17 protein-coding genes are annotated in these 17844 nt (G+C 74.0%); 12 read left to right on the top strand and 5 right to left on the bottom strand.

Annotation, left to right across the window (positions count from 1 at the left end; all coding sequences use genetic code 11):
- The first annotated feature begins 6 nt into the window (after window positions 1-6).
- Genes ACSMHG_RS03055 through ACSMHG_RS03065 form a run of 3 tightly spaced genes read left to right on the top strand, consistent with a single transcriptional unit; the run spans window position 7 to window position 2375 of the window.
- The gene (locus tag ACSMHG_RS03055; RefSeq protein ID WP_435741907.1) at window positions 7-309 is read left to right on the top strand and encodes a muconolactone Delta-isomerase; all 303 of its coding nucleotides are present in this window, start codon (window positions 7-9) and stop codon (window positions 307-309) included.
- 30 nt (window positions 310-339) lie between these two features.
- Window positions 340-1002: an aspartate/glutamate racemase family protein gene (locus tag ACSMHG_RS03060; RefSeq protein WP_435741908.1), complete on the top strand. Its 663-nt coding sequence runs from the start codon at window positions 340-342 to the stop codon at window positions 1000-1002.
- Entirely contained in the window at window positions 999-2375 is a 1377-nt protein-coding gene (locus ACSMHG_RS03065) for an FAD-dependent oxidoreductase (protein WP_435741909.1), read from the top strand. Before ACSMHG_RS03060 ends, ACSMHG_RS03065 begins: the two co-directional genes overlap by 4 nt.
- 23 nt (window positions 2376-2398) lie before the next feature.
- Here the strand turns inward: ACSMHG_RS03065 and ACSMHG_RS03070 are convergent, their stop codons facing one another.
- Together ACSMHG_RS03070 and ACSMHG_RS03075 are read right to left on the bottom strand one after the other, a co-directional pair.
- Window positions 2399-2956 (bottom strand): vitamin K epoxide reductase family protein, encoded by a 558-nt coding sequence (locus ACSMHG_RS03070; RefSeq protein WP_435741930.1) that lies wholly within the window; start codon window positions 2954-2956, stop codon window positions 2399-2401.
- Between the two features lie 101 nt (window positions 2957-3057).
- Window positions 3058-3870 (bottom strand): DsbA family protein, encoded by an 813-nt coding sequence (locus tag ACSMHG_RS03075; RefSeq protein WP_435741910.1) that lies wholly within the window; start codon window positions 3868-3870, stop codon window positions 3058-3060.
- Window positions 3871-4077: 207 nt separating this feature from the next.
- On the opposite strand from ACSMHG_RS03075, the gene ACSMHG_RS03080 reads away from it, so the two are divergent.
- Window positions 4078-5214 (top strand): acyltransferase family protein, encoded by a 1137-nt coding sequence (locus ACSMHG_RS03080; RefSeq protein ID WP_435741911.1) that lies wholly within the window; start codon window positions 4078-4080, stop codon window positions 5212-5214.
- Here the strand turns inward: ACSMHG_RS03080 and ACSMHG_RS03085 are convergent.
- A complete protein-coding gene (locus ACSMHG_RS03085) occupies window positions 5211-6494 on the bottom strand; it encodes a cation:proton antiporter (RefSeq protein ID WP_435741912.1) in 1284 nt (427 codons plus the stop codon). The genes ACSMHG_RS03080 and ACSMHG_RS03085 overlap by 4 nt on opposite strands.
- A gap of 124 nt (window positions 6495-6618) precedes the next feature.
- Between ACSMHG_RS03085 and ilvA the strand changes: the two genes are divergently transcribed.
- Window positions 6619-7866 (top strand): threonine ammonia-lyase IlvA, encoded by a 1248-nt coding sequence (gene ilvA, locus ACSMHG_RS03090; RefSeq protein WP_435741913.1) that lies wholly within the window; start codon window positions 6619-6621, stop codon window positions 7864-7866.
- A gap of 11 nt (window positions 7867-7877) precedes the next feature.
- On the opposite strand, the gene ACSMHG_RS03095 is transcribed toward ilvA, so the two are convergent.
- Window positions 7878-8765, bottom strand: coding sequence for a mechanosensitive ion channel family protein (locus ACSMHG_RS03095; RefSeq protein WP_435741914.1), 888 nt, complete (start codon window positions 8763-8765; stop codon window positions 7878-7880).
- Window positions 8766-8832: 67 nt separating this feature from the next.
- Between ACSMHG_RS03095 and ACSMHG_RS03100 the strand changes: the two genes are divergently transcribed.
- From ACSMHG_RS03100 to ACSMHG_RS03120, 5 genes are all read left to right on the top strand, one after another.
- On the top strand, window positions 8833-10344 hold the full coding sequence (locus tag ACSMHG_RS03100) for an alpha/beta hydrolase family protein (protein ID WP_435741915.1): 1512 nt from the start codon (window positions 8833-8835) through the stop codon (window positions 10342-10344).
- 233 nt (window positions 10345-10577) lie between these two features.
- Window positions 10578-11837, top strand: a complete 1260-nt coding sequence (locus tag ACSMHG_RS03105; protein WP_435741916.1) for a quaternary amine ABC transporter ATP-binding protein — start codon at window positions 10578-10580, stop codon at window positions 11835-11837.
- A 20-nt stretch (window positions 11838-11857) separates the two neighbouring features.
- Window positions 11858-12853 (top strand): ABC transporter permease, encoded by a 996-nt coding sequence (locus ACSMHG_RS03110; RefSeq protein ID WP_435741917.1) that lies wholly within the window; start codon window positions 11858-11860, stop codon window positions 12851-12853.
- Between the two features lie 98 nt (window positions 12854-12951).
- Window positions 12952-13881 (top strand): glycine betaine ABC transporter substrate-binding protein, encoded by a 930-nt coding sequence (locus ACSMHG_RS03115; protein ID WP_435741918.1) that lies wholly within the window; start codon window positions 12952-12954, stop codon window positions 13879-13881.
- A 119-nt stretch (window positions 13882-14000) separates the two neighbouring features.
- Window positions 14001-14615, top strand: a complete 615-nt coding sequence (locus ACSMHG_RS03120) for a TetR family transcriptional regulator (protein WP_435741919.1) — start codon at window positions 14001-14003, stop codon at window positions 14613-14615.
- Between the two features lie 21 nt (window positions 14616-14636).
- Here the strand turns inward: ACSMHG_RS03120 and ACSMHG_RS03125 are convergent, their stop codons facing one another.
- Window positions 14637-15989: a cytochrome P450 gene (locus ACSMHG_RS03125; protein WP_435741920.1), complete on the bottom strand. Its 1353-nt coding sequence runs from the start codon at window positions 15987-15989 to the stop codon at window positions 14637-14639.
- A gap of 60 nt (window positions 15990-16049) precedes the next feature.
- Between ACSMHG_RS03125 and ACSMHG_RS03130 the strand changes: the two genes are divergently transcribed.
- Entirely contained in the window at window positions 16050-16715 is a 666-nt protein-coding gene (locus ACSMHG_RS03130; RefSeq protein ID WP_435741921.1) for a TetR/AcrR family transcriptional regulator, read from the top strand.
- A 231-nt stretch (window positions 16716-16946) separates the two neighbouring features.
- Window positions 16947-17705 carry an HAD-IIA family hydrolase gene (locus ACSMHG_RS03135; protein WP_435741931.1) on the top strand — a complete coding sequence of 253 codons (759 nt, stop codon included), beginning with the start codon at window positions 16947-16949 and terminating at the stop codon, window positions 17703-17705.
- The last annotated feature ends 139 nt before the right edge of the window (window positions 17706-17844 follow it).

Genomic DNA, 17844 nt, shown 5'->3' on the forward strand with positions numbered 1-17844 from the left:
ACGACGATGGAGTTCCTGGTCCGGATCGAGATCAACTGGCCGCCCGACAAGCCCGCCGCCGAGCGGGAGCGGATCTTCGCCGAGGAGCTCGAGGCCGGGCAGCGGCTGGCCCAGGCAGGCCAGCTGCGCCGGCTCTGGCGGATCCCCGGGCGCTGGGCGAACTGGAGCCTCTACGAGGTCGCCGACGCCACGCAGCTGCACGCGGCGCTCACCACGCTGCCGCTCTACCCCTGGATGGACATCGAGGTGCACGCGCTCGCGGAGCACCCCAACGATCCCCGCGTGCTCGGGATCGACCCGCCGCGCTGACCGCGGCCCGAAGCGAACGAAGGAGCCCAGGTGCGCATCCTTGCCATCACCCCGATCGTGGTCGACGCCGAGGAGCTCGGCCGTCGTCAGGCCCGCTACGACCAGCTGTCCCCGGCCGGCATCCGGGTCGAGCTGGAGAACCTCGGCACGGGTGGGTCGCTCCCTCGGGCGCTGGAGAGCGCCGAGGACATCGCCGCCTCGGAGGCGGCGCTGCTCGAGCGGTTCGGGGCGGCCGACAGCACGGCGTACGACGCCTACCTGCCCGACTGCGTGCTCGACCCCGTCGTCGACCACGCGGACCAGCTCGCCCGGCCCGTCCACGGCATCGGCCGCCTCGCGGCGCACTACCTCGCCGGGCTGGGCGCCACCACGGGCGCCGTGGCCCGCAACCGGGCCATCGCCGACGAGCTCGACCGGCGGCTGACCGGGTACGGGCTGGACCCGCGGCCGACCGCGGTCCTCGACCTGTCGGTGACCGACATCGCCGACGACGCGGCCTGGACCGCCGCGGTCGAGCGGACCATCGAGACGCTCGACTGCGACGTGGTGCTCAACGCCTGCTCCGCGGTGGCGCTGACCCGCCCCGCGGGCGGGTCACCGGTGCCGGACCGGGGCGCCGAGCGGCCGGCGGTGCTGGACCCGACCGCGGCCGCCCTGCGCGCGCTGGCGATGTTCGCCGAGGTGTCGCGATGAGCCCGGAGATGAACGCGGAGGAGGGGCCCGACCTCGTCGTGGCCGGCGCCGGCGGCGGTCTGGTGGCGGCGCTCCGTGCGGCCGAGCAGGGCCTCTCGGTGCTCGTGGCCGAGCGCAACGAGCACTTCGCGGCCGGCAACAACACCGCGATGTCCACGGCGATGATCCCCGGCGCGGGGTCTCGCTGGCAGCGGGAGGCCGGGATCGACGACTCCCCGGAGACCTTCCTCGCCGACGTGCTGGCCAAGACCCACGGCGAGGCGGACGAGCGGCTGGCGCGCGCGCTGACCGAGGTCAGTGCACCGCTCGTGGAGTGGATGGCCGACGCCCTCGAGCTGCCGATGTCCTTGGTGACCGACTTCCCCTACCCCGGCCACACGAGGCTGCGCTGCCACACGGTGCCCGGCCGGGCCGGCCGCAGCCTGCTGCAGCACCTCGTCCGGGCGGTGCACGACCACGACCTGGTCGACCTGCTGGTGCCGGCGCGGCTGACCGACGTCGTCGTCGGCCCCGACGGCGTGGAGGCCGCGGTGGTGACCGGGCCGAACGGCGAGGAGCGGATCCCGTGCTCCGCCGTGCTCCTGGCCACCAACGGCTTCGGTGCCGACGCCGACCTGGTGCGCCGCCACGTCCCCGAGATCGCCGAGGCGGTCTACTACGGCAGCGAGGGGTCGACCGGGGACGCGCTGCGGATCGGTGAGCGGCTCGGCGCCGCGACCGCCTACCTCGACGCCTACCAGGGCCACGCAGCGCTGGCCATGCCCTCGGCGACGCTGGCCGGCTGGGCCACGGTGATGCACGGCGGCTTCCTCGTCGGCCGCGACGGACGGCGGTTCGGCGACGAGACGACCGGCTACTCCGAGTACGCCGCCCAGTCGCTCGAGCACGCCGGCGGCGAGGCGTGGATCATCCTCGACCAGCGCATCCACGAGGCGTGCTCCCAGTTCCAGGACTACCGCGACACCGACGACTCCGGCGCGGTCAGGTGGGCCGACACGGCCGAGCACCTGGGCGAGGCGATCGGCGTCGACCCGGCCGGGCTCCGCGACACCCTGGAGCAGGTCGCGGCGAGTGCCTCCGGCGAGCCCGACCCCTTCGGCCGGTCCTACTGGGAGCAGCCGCTCCGCCCGCCGTACGCCGGCATCGCGGTGCGTCCGGCGCTCTTCCACACGCAGGGCGGGCTGGTCGTCGACGGCCGGGCCCGGGTGCTGCGCGAGGACGGCGAGCCGATCGGCGGCCTGTACGCCTCCGGTGGCGCGGCGCACGGCATCTCCGGCCACGGGGCGGGCGGCTACCTCGCCGGCAACGGCCTCCTGCCGGCCTTCGGCCTGGCCTACCTGGCGGCCGACGACGTGGCGCGCGGCGCCGGCTAGCCCGGCGAGCCCGGCGTCCGGCGTCAGGCGAGGAGCGCCTCGCCGTACTGGAGCACGATGGCGAGCACGAGGACCAGCAGCCACACCACCAGGAGCAGCAGGTCCAGGTGGGCGCGGACGGCGGCCGCAGCCGCAGCCTGCACACGCCGCGGCAACGGCAGGTTGCCGTCGCGGAGGTTGACATGGGTCAGCTCGAAGAAGACCAGCGTGGTGGCGACGGTGACGAGCAGGCACCACGGGCAGAGGGCCCCGATCTCGAACATCGCCTGGTGGAAGAGCCAGTACGCGAAGCCCAGCCCGATCGTGTAGACGACCTGCGCCCCCGTCATGAACCAGGCCGGGAACCGGACCCCGCCGAGGCTGGCGACGGCAATGGTGATGACGACCGGCTCGGCGACCAGCCCGAGGAAGGCGTTGGGGAAGCCGAGCACCGACGACTGCCAGGCGGAGCCGACCGTGCCACAGCTGAGGACGGCGTTGAGGTTGCAGCCGAGGTCCGCGCCGGGGTCCTCGGCGAGCAGGATCGCGTCGACGGAGAGGACGAACGAGGCCACCAGGCTCGCGACCGAGGCGACCAGCATGGTCACCCAGATGAGCCGGTCGCTGTGCCGTACCCGGGTGAACCGCCCAGGACCGGGACCAGGACCGGGCCCAGGGCTGGGCCCAGGGCTGGGAGTGGCCGTCACTGCTCGCCGGCGGCGGCTTCGATGGTGGCGGCGAGCTCGCCCGGGGTGGACCAGTCGCCGGTGAACTGCTCGCCGCCGATGAGGATCGTGGGCGTCGACTGGACACCCGCCTCGAAGGCCTGCTCGTTGCTCTCGGCGACCCAGGCGCGGTGGGTGCCGTCGGTGAAGTCCTCGACGACGTCCTCGGGCACGCCGGCTCCGAGGGCGAGGTCGGCGATCTCCTCGTCGTCGAGGCCCGAGGTCCCCTCCTCCGGCTGGTTCGCGTAGAGCGCCTGGTGCAGGTCCCACACGTGCTCGGGTGCCTGGTCGGCGACGGTCGCCAGGGCGTTGCCCGCGCGGGTGGAGTACTGCGTCCCGCCGGACTGGGGGTCGAGGAAGTTCAGGACGTGGAGGTCGATCCGGGCGGTGCCGTCCTCGAGCAGGCGGTCCAGGTCCTCGCCGTTGACCGCCTCGAAGGCGCCGCAGGCCGGGCACATGTAGTCGAAGTACAGGTCCACCGCGACCGGGGCGTCCTCCTCTCCCACGGGGATCGCCCCGTCGACCGCGGTGGCCGGCGCGACCACCTCGCCCGACACCGTGGGCTCGTCGGCGGCCTGCAGGGCGTTGACGACCGCCACCACGATGGCGACGACGAGCGCCACGATCACCACCGCGCCCACGCCGACCACGATCCGGCGGGTCCGGCGGGTCCGCTCGGCCTGAGCGGCTCGCTCCGCCTGCATCTGCGCGGTCCTCCCCCGGGAGCCGGCCTTGGCGTCGGTCGCGCCCAGTGGGCTCAGGTTGGTCTGGTTGCGGCGCTTGCCGGTCATGACGGGGAGGGCTCCTGGCGGGTCGAGTGGGAGGCTTGCCGGTCCCCATCATGGCGCCCGCCCCCACGGCGTACCACCTGGTCACCTGGCCGCCTGCGCCGTGTCGCAGGCGTGTGACGACCACGAGGCGTCGGGGGTGGAGGGGTGCCAGCGGGTACCGGGACCTCCGGTGTCCGGGTCGAGCGACGACGAGGAGGGGTGGGCTGCATGGACGGTCGTCGACGCCCTCCCTCCTCAGAGAGGCCCAACGCGCCCGCCGCCTCCGCGGCGTCCTCGGCGGACGACCGGGACCGGTCGGGAGGTGCAGGGGAGGGGGACCGGCTGGGGTGGGCCGACGTCGGCAAGGGCGTCTTCATCGTCCTCGTCGTGCTCCACCACACGGTCAGCAAGCACTACGAGGTCGTCACCCCGGACGCGTGGGACCGTCTCGTCGCGGCCTGGGCGGGCGTCACGCTCGCGCTCAAGCCCCTGCGGATGCCACTGTTCTTCCTGCTTTCCGGGCTCTTCGCCACGCGCGCCGTCCATCGTTCGTGGGGTGAGGTGCTGCGGCCCCGCGTCGTCCGGCCCGGATACCTGTACGCGCTCTGGCTGGCCATCCTCGCCGTCGTCTTCACCCATGCCCGCGAGCTCCCGATGAACCGCACGCGGGACGCGGGTGAGTACCTCGCCGACCTGCTGTTCGCCACGACCGGCCTCTGGTACCTCTACGCGACCGTCGTCTACTTCGTGCTCGTCCGGGCCACCCGCAGCCTCGACGCGCGCCTCGTCGTCGCCCTCGGCGCCCTGCTCGCCACGACGTCGTGGGTGTGGCCGATCGAGGCCTACAACCGCGGGTCGGTGCTCATCCACTTCGTCTACTTCGCCGCCGGAGCCCGCCTGCCGGGCCTCGTGCGCCGGCTGGGGGAGTGGCGCGGCACCTGGCAGGTCGCGCTCCTGGTGGCCGCGTACGTCGGTCTCGGGGCGGTCCTGCTCGCATCGGAGGCGCCCCGGGGTGCCGCGACGCTGCTGCTCAGCCTGATCGCCGTGCCGGTCGGTGTCCGGGCCATCGTGGCGGCGGTGGCCGCCTGGCCCCGGGCGGAGCAGGTGACCGCCTCGCTGGGCCGCCGCACCCTGCCGATCTACGTCCTGCACATCCCGGTGCTGGCGCTCCTCCACCACCTCGTCGGTGAGCTGCCTCCCGTGCCGACCGTGCCGGTCCTGGCCCCGCTCGCCCTGGCGGCGTACCCGGTGCTCGCGGCCCTCGTCGTCACTGCGGCCTGCCTGCTGGTCCATGCGGCAGCGGTCCGCACGCCGCTGCGGTGGCTCTTCGAGCTGCCGGACGACGGGCCGCGCCGGGGGAACTAGGCCTGCTCCTCGGCGCGGCGCCCCCGGTGCGGGGGCAGCCGCACGGGCAGGGTGCTGACCGGCCGGCGTTCCATGCTGCTCGCCGGCAGCCGGGCGTCGACGAACCGCCCGTAGGCGCGGCTCAGCGGCGCCGCGCTGGCGCCGTGCAGCAGCACGCTCAGCAGGATGGTCCAGGCGGCGACGGTGAAGAGCTGCTCGGCCCCCTCGACGCCGCCTGTCTCGACGATGAGCACGGCGTAGACGATCGAAGCCAGCCCACGAGGTCCGGCCCAGCCCAGGAAGCCGACACTGGGCCACGAGAGCCCGGCACCGAGGAGTGCCACCGTGGTGGCGAGGGGCCGCACGACCAGGAGGCTGACGAGGGCGTAGCCGAGGGTCGCCCACCCGGCATCGTCGACCAGGCCTCCCGCGACGACCGCTCCGAAGAACAGGAACGTCAGGAGGGTCAGCAGCTGGCCCTCGGACTCCGCGAACACGCTCGTCGTCTCCAGGAGCGAGCGCGCCGTCGTGCCGACGGTGAGCCCGGCCACGAACGCCGCGACGAAGCCGTTGCCTCCGACGGCCTCGCTGCCGGCGTACGCGACGGCGGCGAGGGAGAGCGTCCCGATCCGCTGGGTCGTCCGGGTGGTCCAGCCCTGTCGCGAGCTCCGCTCCAGGATCCGGCCGCCCAGCCACCCGGTCGCCGCACCGACGAGCGTGCCCAGCCCCACCATCGCCGCGAACAGGCCCACGTACCCCATCGGCCCACCGGAGTCGTGCCGTGCCAGGTCCACGACGACCAGCAGGAACGGGAGGGCCAAGCCGTCGTTGAGGCCGCTCTCCACGTTGAGCCCCTGGCGGATCCTGAGGGGGACCGCCTCGTTGGTCACGAACGACTGGCCCAGTGCGGCGTCCGTCGGCGCGAGGACGACGGCGACCAGGGCCACGGTCAGCCACGGCACGTCGGGCAGCAGGACCAGGCCCGCCAGCCAGCCGAGCACCATGGCCAGCGGCATCCCGACCAGCAGCAGCCGCAGCGCGATCGAGTGGTCGCGGACGACGGTCGACAGGTGCATCCGGCTGGCGTCGGTGAAGAGCACCACCACGAGGGTGACCTCTGCCAGCACGCTCACCGCCGCGCTGTCGACGCCGACATCGACCACACCGAGACCATGGGCTCCCAGGAGCGCGCCCGCCGCCGTGAAGATCATCGGCATGGTGACCGGGGTGCCGCCCAGCCTCCCCGCCAGGAGGGCGAAGGCGAGGACGGTCAGGGCGATGGCCAGGACGTCGACGTGCACGCCCCGCCTCCTTCACCGCGGAGCGCCCTTCTAAACCGGGATCGCCCGCGCTCCTGCGCGGGCGTGCGACCCACGGGCCGCCCCCGTGCGCGACCGGGTGGGGCCGCGGTCGTAGGTTCGGCGGGTGCACCTGCCGAGCCCCGAGGACGTCGACCGCGCGGCGAGCCGGCTCGCGACCCTGTTCCCCGAGACGCCGCTGCAGCGCAGCCCGCGGCTCTCCGCGCTGACCGGACTCGACGTCTGGTTGAAGCGGGAGGACCTCCACGAGGTGCGCTCCTACAAGGGGCGCGGTGCGTCGACCCTCATCGCCGGGCTCTCCGAGCAGGAGCGGTCGCAGGGCGTCACCTGCGCGAGCGCCGGGAACCACGCCCAGGGCGTCGCCTTCGCCTGCGCGCGGACCGGCACCCGGGCCCGGATCTTCCTGCCGCGCACCACCCCTCGGCAGAAGCGCCAGCGGATCGCGGCGCTCGGCGGGCCGTGGGTGGAGGCGGTCATCGAGGGCGACACCTACGACGAGGCGGCCCTGGCCTGCGCCGCCTGGGCCGACGCATCGGGCGCGACCGTCGTGCCGGCCTTCGACGACCCGCGGACCATCGCCGGCCAGGGCACCGTCGCGGCCGAGGTGCTGCGGCAGCTGGGCCGCGCGCCGGAGGCCGTGGTGGTGCCGGTCGGTGGCGGTGGCCTGCTGGCCGGCACCCTCGTCGTGCTGGCCGAGCACGCACCGGCGACCCGGGTGCTCGGGGCGGAGCCGGCCGGTGCCGCCTCGATGATGGCCGCCGTCGCGGCGGGGGAGCCGGTGGCGCTGCCGGCGGTCGACTCGTTCGTCGACGGCGCGGCGGTACGTCGGGTCGGCGCGCACACCTTCGAGGCGGTGCGCCGCCACCGGCCGGCGCTGACCGCCGTGCCCGAGGGACTGGTCTGCGTCGAGATGCTCGACCTCTACCAGTCCGACGGCATCATCGCCGAGCCCGCCGGTGCCCTGGCGCCAGCCGCGCTCCGCCAGGGGCTCGACGTACCTCCCGGCTCGACGGTGGTCTGCGTGCTCTCCGGCGGCAACAACGACGTCAGCCGGTACGCCGAGGTGCTCGAGCGGGCGCTGGTGCACGAGGGGCTCAAGCACTACTTCCTGGTGGAGTTCCCCCAGGAGCCGGGGGCGCTGCGCCGGTTCCTGGACGAGGTGCTCGGCGCCGACGACGACATCGTGCTCTTCGAGTACGTCAAGCGCTCGAACAGGGAGACCGGGCCGGCGCTGGTGGGCGTGGAGCTCCAGCGGCGTGAGGACTACGCCCCGCTGGTGGCCCGGATGGAGGACTCACCGCTGCGGGTCGAGGTGATCGACCCGACCAGCCCGCTCTTCCGCTTCCTGCGCTGAGGAAGCGCCGGTCAGGACCGCGTGCCTGCGCCGTCGTCCCGGATCGCCGCGCGGAGGCCCGGCGCGGCGTCCAGGACGAGCACGTCGGACCCCGTGCGGACCTCGGCGTCGGCGAGGTCGCGGAGCACCGCGCGGATCACCCGGTGCTGGGCCACCCGCGTGTCCATCTGGCGGGCCCCGGACCAGAAGCGCAGGTCGAGCTTGACGGTGGCCGAGCCGACCTCGCGGAGCAGCGCCTGCGGTGGCGGGTCGGCCATCACGTCGGGCAGGGCGGCCATCGACCGCTCGGCGACGGCGACCGCGAGGTCGAGGTCCGCGCCGTCGTCGATGTCGAGGGAGACGGTGGAGCGGACGTGGTCGTAGCCGGTCTGGACGGTGACGATCTCCGAGTGCAGGACGGAGTTGGGGATGAGCAGCAGCCGGCCGTCGAAGGACCTGATCCGGGTGGCGGTCAGCGCGATGTGCGTGACGGTCCCCGCGACCTCCTGGACGGCGATCTGGTCGCCCACCCGGAACTTGTCGCGGGCGAGGATGACGATGCCGGCGAACATGTTGCCGAGCACCGTCTGGAAGGCGATGCCGGCCGCGATCGAGAGGACGCCCAGGCCGCCGAGCGCGTTGACCGGCCGGACGCTGGGGAAGACGATCGTGACCGCGGCGGCGAAGGAGAGGACGCCGACGGCCCAGCCGGTGAGCGAGGCGAAGAGGGCGCTGGCGCTGGGTGAGCGTCCGCGCCACAGCAGCACCCGTCCGACCGCTGCCTTGAGCACCCGGCCGACGAGGACGCCCACGACGAGCACGGCGATGCCGAGCGCGACGCCCTCCCAGGTGACGTCGGGCAGCTGCAGCGCCGACTCGGCGTCGCTGAGCGGGTCGTCGTCGACGGAGGGCAGGCGCATGGTGGCGGCCCGGTACCCACCACGGCCCCCGGTGGTAACGACGGGCGGCCGCCGTCGTTGCACCACCATGCCGCTGACCGTCACCGCGTCCCTGGCCGGCCGGGCGGCCGCCGCCCTCGCCGTGGCCGCCGTCGCGCTCGTCCCGACGCTGGCCGGACCGGCCGGTGCCGCGCAGGACGGGCCGGCGACCGGCTCCCCCGAGTACGTCGCGCGCGACGCCCAGAACGTGCTGGACGCCTACGGCCGGATCACCGGCCCCGGGGGGCAGCTGGGGGACCCGGCGTACCTGCCGGCGCTGGTCGGCGCCTCGAGCGCGACGACCGCCGCGCAGCTCCTGGCCCAGGCCGCCGCCCCCACCAGGCCCGCACTGACGCCCGGGCTGCTGGTGCCGGGCTGGAACGTGGGCAACCCGCTGCGGGCCGGCTGGGAGGGCACCCGGGGGCTGGCCCGCGACGTGGCCTTCACCAACCGCTACGGGGCGCTCCTCCGCGGGACCGTGTACCGGCCGCTGCCCCGGGCGCGCGACCCGTACACCGGTGCCCGGCTGCGCGGCCCGTTCCCCGGCGTCGTCATCACCCCCGGGTCGGTGCAGGGCTCGGAGGGCATGTACCGCTGGCTGGCCCAGGACCTCGCCGAGCGTGGCTACGTGGTGCTCACCTTCGACGTCCAGGGCCAGGGACGCAGCGAGACGTTCCCGCACCTCGGTGGCCCCGCCGGCCTGCCGTTCTGCGACCCGCTCGCCACCCCGGCGGCCGGTGAGATGACCGGATGTCCGGGAGTGCCGTCGCAGCAGGCGGCGAACTTCGTCCTCGGGACGGAGGACGCGATCGACTTCTTCCTCTCGACGCCGGCTCGCCCCTACCCCAACCCGGCGGCCGACGGTGCGAGCCCGGACGCGGTCAACCCGTACTGGCGATCCTTCGACCGCAGCCGGGACCGTCGGCCGGCGACCCCCGGACGCACGACCCGGTTGGCGGTCATCGGCCACTCCCTCGGCGCCCGGGCGGTCTCCCAGGTCCAGGGCACCGACCGGCGGGTCGCGACGGTGGTCGCGCTCGACAAGCTCGCCGGAGGGGACGGCGTCGAGCCGGCGGTCCCGGCCCTGGCCGTGCAGTCGGAGTACGGCTTCACCGTCACGCCGTGGTTCCTCTCCGCCGGCAGCTCCATCGCGCCGGCGCCGTCGCCCGACGGCCCCGACCCGCGGCGCGAGCGGCAGGCCGGGTACGACGCGTGGCGCGCCGCCGGGCTCGACGCGATGCTGGTGGTGCCGCGCGCCTCGACGCACCTGGAGTACACCGACATCCCGCTCGTGCTGCCCGCCAGCCGCCACGGGCAGGCGCTCACCAGCGTCTACGTCCAGCGGTGGCTCGACCGCTACCTCAAGCACCGGGGCGGACCCCGCGCGCTCGTGCGGGAGCGGTTCCGCTACCTGGAGCCGACCGCCGACGGTGGCCGCCGTGCCGTGCTCCTGAGCCGGGACCCGATGCTCAGCTTCTACTATTGCTCGGCGTACTCCCTGGCACGTGCCGGGGGTGGTTCCCGGCTCGCGGACGGCGACGTCACGGACGCCGGCTGCTGACCGCTCGACGGAGGGATCGGCCGAGGCGCCGTGTCCGATTCGTGACCGTGCCGTGACCCGGCTTTGGGATCTGGTCCCCAACGCAGGTAATTTGCTGGAGCGGTTCGGACCAGGGTGACGTCTCGGGAGTCCCCTGGAGGGCCCGCGATCTGCCCCGACGGCATGTCAGCCGTCCGCGTGGTGTCGCGGTGTGCGTCGTCCGGCCGCAGGCGAGCGGCGCCGGCGGAAGGCCGGTGCCCACAGTGGAGGAGCAGCACCAGGTGCCAGTCATCGAGGCGCACGACGTCTACAAGGTCTTCGGCAAGCGGCCGGAGCGGGCCGTCGACCGCTTGCGCGCCGGCGCCACCCGCGACGAGCTCCGCGAGGAGGGCTGGACGGCAGCGGTCATCGACGCGTCGTTCGAGGTCTCCGAGGGAGAGATCTTCGTCGTCATGGGCCTCTCCGGCTCGGGCAAGTCGACGCTGATCCGGACCGTCAACGGCCTGCTGCCGCCGACGTCCGGGTCCATCCGGGTCGGCGGGGACGACCTCACCTCGCTCGACGCGCGGGGCGTCCGCCGGGTCCGCCGCGAGCGGGTGAGCATGGTCTTCCAGCACTTCGCGCTCCTGCCCCACCGCACGGTCGGCCAGAACGCGGCGTACGGCCTGAAGGTCCGCGGCGTCAACCGGGCCGACCGTGAGCGCCGTGCCGAGCGCGCGCTGGAGCTGGCCGGTCTCGGAGGGTGGGGCGGCTACCTCCCCAGCGAGCTCTCCGGGGGCATGCGCCAGCGGGTCGGGATCGCCCGGGCGCTGGCCGCCGAGACCGACGTGATGCTGATGGACGAGGCGTTTAGCGCGCTCGACCCGCTCATCCGGCGGGAGATGCAGGACCAGCTGGTCGAGCTCCAGCACGAGCTCGGCAAGACCATCCTCTTCATCACCCACGACCTCAACGAGGCGATGCGGCTCGGCGACCGGATCGCGATGATGCGCGACGGCCGGATCGTCCAGCAGGGCACCGCCGAGCAGATCCTCAACGACCCCGCGAACGACTACGTCGCGCAGTTCGTGCAGGACGTCGACCGGACCCGCGTGCTCACCGCTGCGTCGGTCATGGAGCCGCCGGTCGCGGTCATCGGGGCGAGCCAGGGGCCGCGTGCGGCGCACAAGCTGATCCGCGAGCACCAGCTCTCCGGCCTCATGGTCGTCGACCGCGACCGACGCCTCCGCGGCGTCGTCACCGAGCGGGCCGCGGCCGACGCGGTGCGCGCCGGCCGCGACGACCTCACCGACGTCATGGAGGCCGCCATCACGGTCGCGCCGGAGACCCCGCTCGCCGACCTCTTCGGCGCCTCGGCGGACAGCGCGACCGCGCTCGCCGTCATCAACGAACGCGGCCGGTTGCTCGGCGTGATCCCCCGGGTCACGCTGCTCAGCGCCCTCGGCAGCGCCGCCGGACCGGAGGCCACGGACGCGGCCCAGCCGGTCCTCATCGCGGAAGGGACCCAGGTATGAGCCCAGGTATGAGCCCAGGCATGAGCACAGGCACGAGCGCCATCGCGGCGGCGGAGCAGTGGGAGAACGTGGACGGCGTCCCCCGGATCCCGGTGGGTGACTGGATCCTCTCGGTGTTCGACTGGGTCCGCGACCAGTTCGGCGAGGTCATCGACCGGATCGCCGACTGGACCGAGACCATGGTCGACGGGCTCGCCGGGCTGCTCAACGGCCCGGCGCCGCTCGTCACCGCAGCGGTCCTCGCCCTCCTCGCCTGGCTGGTCAAGGACTGGAAGCTGGCCCTGGGCTCCTTCCTCGGCCTGGCGGCGGTCATCGGGATGGAGCAGTGGTCCAACGCGATGGAGACCCTCGCGCTGATCCTCGTGGCGACGCTCGTGGCGCTCCTGATCGGCATCCCGATCGGGATCCTCGCCGCCCGCTCGGACCGGGTGAGCCGGGTGGTCCGCCCGGTGATGGACCTGATGCAGACCATGCCGGCCTTCGTGTGGCTGGTGCCGGTCGTGATGCTGTTCAGCATCGGCGCGGCCTCGGCCCTGGTCGCCACCGTCATCTTCGCGCTCCCACCGGGGGTGCGTCTCACCGAGCTCGGCATCCGGCAGGTCGACGCCGAGGTGGTCGAGGCCGGCCACGCCTTCGGCGCCACGCCCCGGCAGATCCTGCGCGAGGTGCAGCTGCCGCTCGCCCTGCCGACCGTCATGGCCGGCATCAACCAGGTCATCATGCTCGCGCTCTCGATGGCGGTCATCTCCGGCCTCGTGGGTGCCGGCGGCCTGGGCGGCGCCGTCACCAGCTCCATCGCGCGGCTCGACATCGGCCTCGGCTTCGAGGCCGGCCTGTCGGTGGTGGTCCTCGCGGTCTACCTCGACCGGATCACCGCCGCGGCGGGCGGCCGGGTGCCGGGTCAGCGCGGCCGCGTCCGGGCGCTGCTCGCGCGGCGCCGGGCCACCGCCGACGTCGCCGGCCGCACGCCCGCGCCGGCTGCCGACGTACCCGAGGAGGAGGGCGCCGCCGCCTGACCTCCCGACCAGGAACCACCCGGCGCGTGCGCACGAGCGCGCCGCGGTCCCGGGCCCGGCTCCGCCGGGCCACCACGTGCACGATGAGAGGAACGACAATGAACACCACGCGCACCCTGCGGCGAGCCATCGCCACCACTGCCCTGCTGACCCTCGGCACCGTCACCGCCGCCTGCGGCTCCGACGAGGGCTCGGAGGCCACCGACGCCACCGCTTCGGGCGGCTCCGGCGCCTCCGGCGAGACGGTCACCTTGGGGATCATCCCCTCGTGGACCGATGGCCTGTCGACCGCGCACCTGTGGAAGAACGTCCTCGAGGACGAGGGCTACCAGGTGGAGATCGAGGAGCTGGCCGAGGCCGCCCCGCTCTACACCGGCCTCGCCCGCGGCGACGTCGACGTCTACCCCTCCGCCTGGCCCGAGGTGACCCACGCCTCCTACATGGAGGAGTTCGGCGACTCGATCGAGGACCTGGGCACCTACTACGACAACGCGAAGCTCACGCTCGCGGTGCCGGAGTACACCGACATCGACTCCATCGAGGACCTCCAGGGCAACGCCGAGCAGTTCGACGGCCGGATCGTCGGCATCGAGCCGGGCGCCGGCCTCACGCAGGTCACGCAGGAGTCGGTCCTGCCGACCTACGGCCTCGAGGGCGACTACGAGCTGGTGACGTCGTCGACCACCGCGATGCTGGCCGAGCTGAAGAGCGCGACCGAGGCCGAGGAGGACATCGTCGTCACGCTGTGGCGGCCGTTCTGGGCCAACAGCGCGTTCCCGGTGAAGGACCTCGAGGACCCCGAGGGCGCACTGGGCGAGTCCGAGGGCCTGCACGCGCTCGGCCGCGAGGGCTTCGGCGAGGACTTCCCGGAGGTGGCGGAGATGATGGGCAACGCCACCCTCACCGACGAGCAGTACGGCGCGCTCGAGGACATGGTCGTCAACGAGTACGGCCAGGGCCGCGAGGACGAGGCCGTCGAGGCCTGGCTCGAGGAGAACCCCGAGTGGCTGGAGTCGCTCCAGGGCTGATCCACCCCGCACGGACGGAGGTCCCGCTCACCGGTCGCCGGTGGCGGGACCTCCGCGCGTCGGGCCACGATGCGCGGGGGCGGATACTGGGGTGGCCGACGCGGGAAGAAGGACGAGCAATGCCGAGGATCGCCGAGCACCGTCTCCCGGCGGAGCCCAGCTCGCCGGAGCAGCAGGACCGCCACCAGCGGATGCTCCGGGCGGCCGCCCGGATCGGTGAGCAGCACGACCTCGAGGGCGTCCAGATGCACGACGTCGCGCGCGAGGCGGGCGTCGCCATCGCCACGCTCTACCGCTACTTCCCGTCCAAGACCCACCTGTTCGCCGCGCTGATGCGCTCCCACGTCGAGCGCCTCGAGCGCTCCTACGTCGGACCGCCCCCGGGCGCGGACCCGGCCGATGCGGTCGCGGACCTGCTCGTCCACGGCAGCCGCTGGCTCCAGCAGCGCCCCCGACTCGCCCTGGCCATGCTCCAGTCGAACAACACCGCCCACGCAAACCCGAGGCTGCGCTCGGTGGCCACGTCGTTCCACGACCCGATCCGGCGCGCCGCCGGCATCGAGCCCGCCGACGAGCTCGGCGTCCGGCTGGTCCGGCTGCTGGAGCAGAGCTGGTACGGCGTGCTGGTCGCGACCCTCAACGGCCTGATCACGATGGCCGAGGCGGAGGCCGACCTGCGGCTGGCCTGCCGGCTGCTGCTGGCGCCGCTCGCGGGGGACTCCTCGGCACGCTGAGGGGTCCCGCCCGCGGGCGGGTCAGCCCAGCCGGGCCGGGAGCCTGGCGAACCCGCGGAGGATGCGGGTGTCGCGCCGCTCGGCACCGGCCTCGAGGCGCAGGTCGGGGAACCGGTCGAAGATCCGGCGGAGGCCGACCTCGCCCTCCATCCGTGCGAGGGCGGCGCCGAGGCAGAAGTGGCGGCCGGCCGAGAAGGACACGTGGTCGGCGGCGTTCTCCCGGGTCACGTCGAAGCGGTGCGGCTCGGCGAAGACGTCGGGGTCGCGGTTGGCGCCGGCGAGGAGTGTGGTCACCACGGCTCCCCGGGGGACGCGGACGCCGGCGATCTCGGTGTCGCGGACGACGGTGCGGCCGGTCAGCAGCACCGGGGGGTCGAGACGCAGCACCTCCTCCACGGCGTTCGGCCACCGGTCCGGGTCGGCCCGCAGCGTGGCCAGCTGCTCCGGGTGGTCGTGGAGCAACCGGATCCCGTTGCCCAGGAGGTTGACCGTGGTCTCGAACCCGGCGGCGAGGACCAGGCCGGCGGTCGCCTTGAGCTCGCGGTCGGTGAGGGCGACGCCGTCGTCGTCGCGGGCGGCGACCATCTGGCTGAGCAGGTCCTCGCCGGGCTCGCGGCGCTTGAGCTCGATGTGGTCGGTCAGCCAGGCCTCGAACGACGCCAGCGCGCCCTCCACCGTGCGGAACCGGCGCCACGACAGGCCCAGGTCGAGGCTCGGCGCCGCGGCGGTGCCGAAGTCGAGCACGGTGTGCCGCTCGGCGTCGGGGACGCCGAGGATCTCGGCGATGACCGTGACCGGGAGGAGCGCGCAGTAGGCCTCGACGAGGTCGACCGAGCTGCCGTCCTGGCCGGCGGACGCGGCGAGGGAGTCGAGGAGGTCGTCGGCGATCTGCTCGGTGCGCTCGCGGAGCCGCTGCACCGCGCGGACCGAGAACACGCGGGTCACGAGCTTGCGCATGCGGGTGTGGTCGGGCGGCTCGGTGACCAGCAGCGACGGAGGCGTCAGGGGGCCCATCGGCGTGGTCTCGTGGGCCCAGCGTCCGATCCGGCCGAGCGGACCGGCGCCGGTGCCGAGGTCCACCCCGGCCCGGACGTCGGGGTTGGCCAGCACCTCGCGGACGACCGGCAGGTGCGCGGTGACGAAGGCGTACTTGGCCCGGTGCAGCGGACCGCTGGCCCGGATCTCCTCGAACAGGTCGACCGGGACGTCGCTGCTGGTGCTGGTGGCCACGATGAGCCGGCCGTGCAGGTCCCCGCCGCGTGCGGAGGACCCGATCACCGCCCGTGGGATGGCGTGGCCGAGCCCCCAGCGGACCGCCGGACGCAGCGCGTCCGACGCCCGGGTCGCGCGGGTGGTGGCGGTGCGGAGCAGCACGGTTTCCTCCTGAAATCGATACCGGCCGGTATCCGGTACCTTCCGGTATGGTCCCGGACCATGTCAACGGCTCGCCCGGCGACCCCCCCGCCGCAGGCAGGCGCCCGCGCCGACGTACGCCGTCGCCCCGCCCGGGAAGAGGTGCGCCGCGCGGTCCTCGACGCCGCCGCGCAGGTCTTCGCGCGCCAGGGCATCGACGGCGCCAGCCTCGACGACGTGGCCGCGGCTGCGGGCTTCACCAAGGGCGCGGTCTACTCGAACTTCGGCAGCAAGGAGGGGCTGGTCGCGGCGCTGGTCGAGGACCGCACCTCGGCGTACCTCGACCTGGGGCTGGAGGCGGTCGACCAGGCCGACGCCACCCTCGTCGAGCGGGCGCGGCTGCTCGGTGACCGGCTGACCGCCGCGAGCGAGGAGCAGCGCGACTGGCACCTGCTCTTCACCGAGCTGTGGCAGCGCGCGGTGCGGACGGCCAGCAGCGACGGCGCCTTCGTGGAGCGGCGCCGTGAGCTCCGTGCCGCCGTCAGCAGTGCCATCGAGGCGCACGCGCGCGAGACCGGCGCGGCGCTCCCCCTGGCCGCCGACGACCTCGCCACGCTGCTCATGGCGCTGGCCAACGGCCTGGCGATCGAGCGGCTGGTGGCCCCCGGCGAGGTGCCGGACGACCTCATGGGCCGGGTGCTGGCGCTCGTCGTGGGCGGCGGCGGAAGCGGTCCGGACCACCACTGACCACCCGTTTGCGCAGGACGGAGGTCGGGCACCAGCGCGGCACCCAAGAGAAAGGCGCAACCGTGAACACACGCACCATCGCCGTCATCGCACTGATCATCGCGGCCATCGTGCTGGCGATCCTGCTCTTCTGACCGCGTTCCCCCACCGGTCTGGTGCCCGGGCTCTCGCCCGGGTGCCAGACTCGCGGTCGTGACGGAGCAACGGCCCATCGACTTCTGGCTCACCGACATGGACGGCGTCCTCGTCCACGAGGAGGAGCCCATCCCCGGCGCGGGCGAGTTCCTGGCAGCCCTCGCGGCCGCCGGGCGCCGGTTCCTCGTGCTCACCAACAACTCGATCTTCACCCCGCGAGACCTGCGCTCGCGGCTCCTCGCCAGCGGCATCGACGTCCCCGAGGACGCGATCTGGACCTCAGCCCTCGCCACGGCGCAGTTCCTCGCCGACCAGCGGCCGGAGGGCCGGGCCTACGTCGTGGGCGAGGTGGGACTGACCACCGCGCTGCACGACGTCGGCTACGTGCTGACCGACCGCGACCCCGACTACGTCGTCCTGGGCGAGACCCGCACCTACTCCTTCGAGGCGATCACCAAGGCGATCCGGCTGATCGACGCCGGCGCCCGGTTCATCGCGACCAACCCCGACCCGAGCGGGCCGAGCCAGCAGGGCAAGCTGCCCGCGACCGGCGCGGTCGCGGCGCTGATCAGCACCGCGACGGGGCGGTCGCCGTACTACGTCGGCAAGCCGAACCCGCTGATGATGCGCAGCGCGCTGAACCGGATCGAGGCCCACTCCGAGGCGTCGGTGATGGTCGGTGACCGGATGGACACCGACATCGTCAGCGGGCTGGAGGCGGGCTTGCGGACGGTGCTGGTGATGACCGGCTCCACCCGCCCGGAGCAGGTGGAGACCTTCCCCTACCGGCCGACGCTCGTGGTGGACTCCGTCGCCGACCTGCTGCCGCTCGCCACCGGGGACGCCGTCCTCTAGGACCGGCCCTGTCGCGACCCCTGGCCCAGACGGGCCATGCGGGCGGAGCTCCGGATGGCCCGTCCTGACCAGGCCCGGGGCGTTCGCCTGACCTGTTCGGGAAACGCCGGGGAGAGGTTCCTCGCGCGTTCACCGGGGA

This window comes from Nocardioides ureilyticus (assembly GCF_051280745.1).
In the GTDB taxonomy this organism is placed as follows: Bacteria; Actinomycetota; Actinomycetes; order Propionibacteriales; family Nocardioidaceae; genus Nocardioides.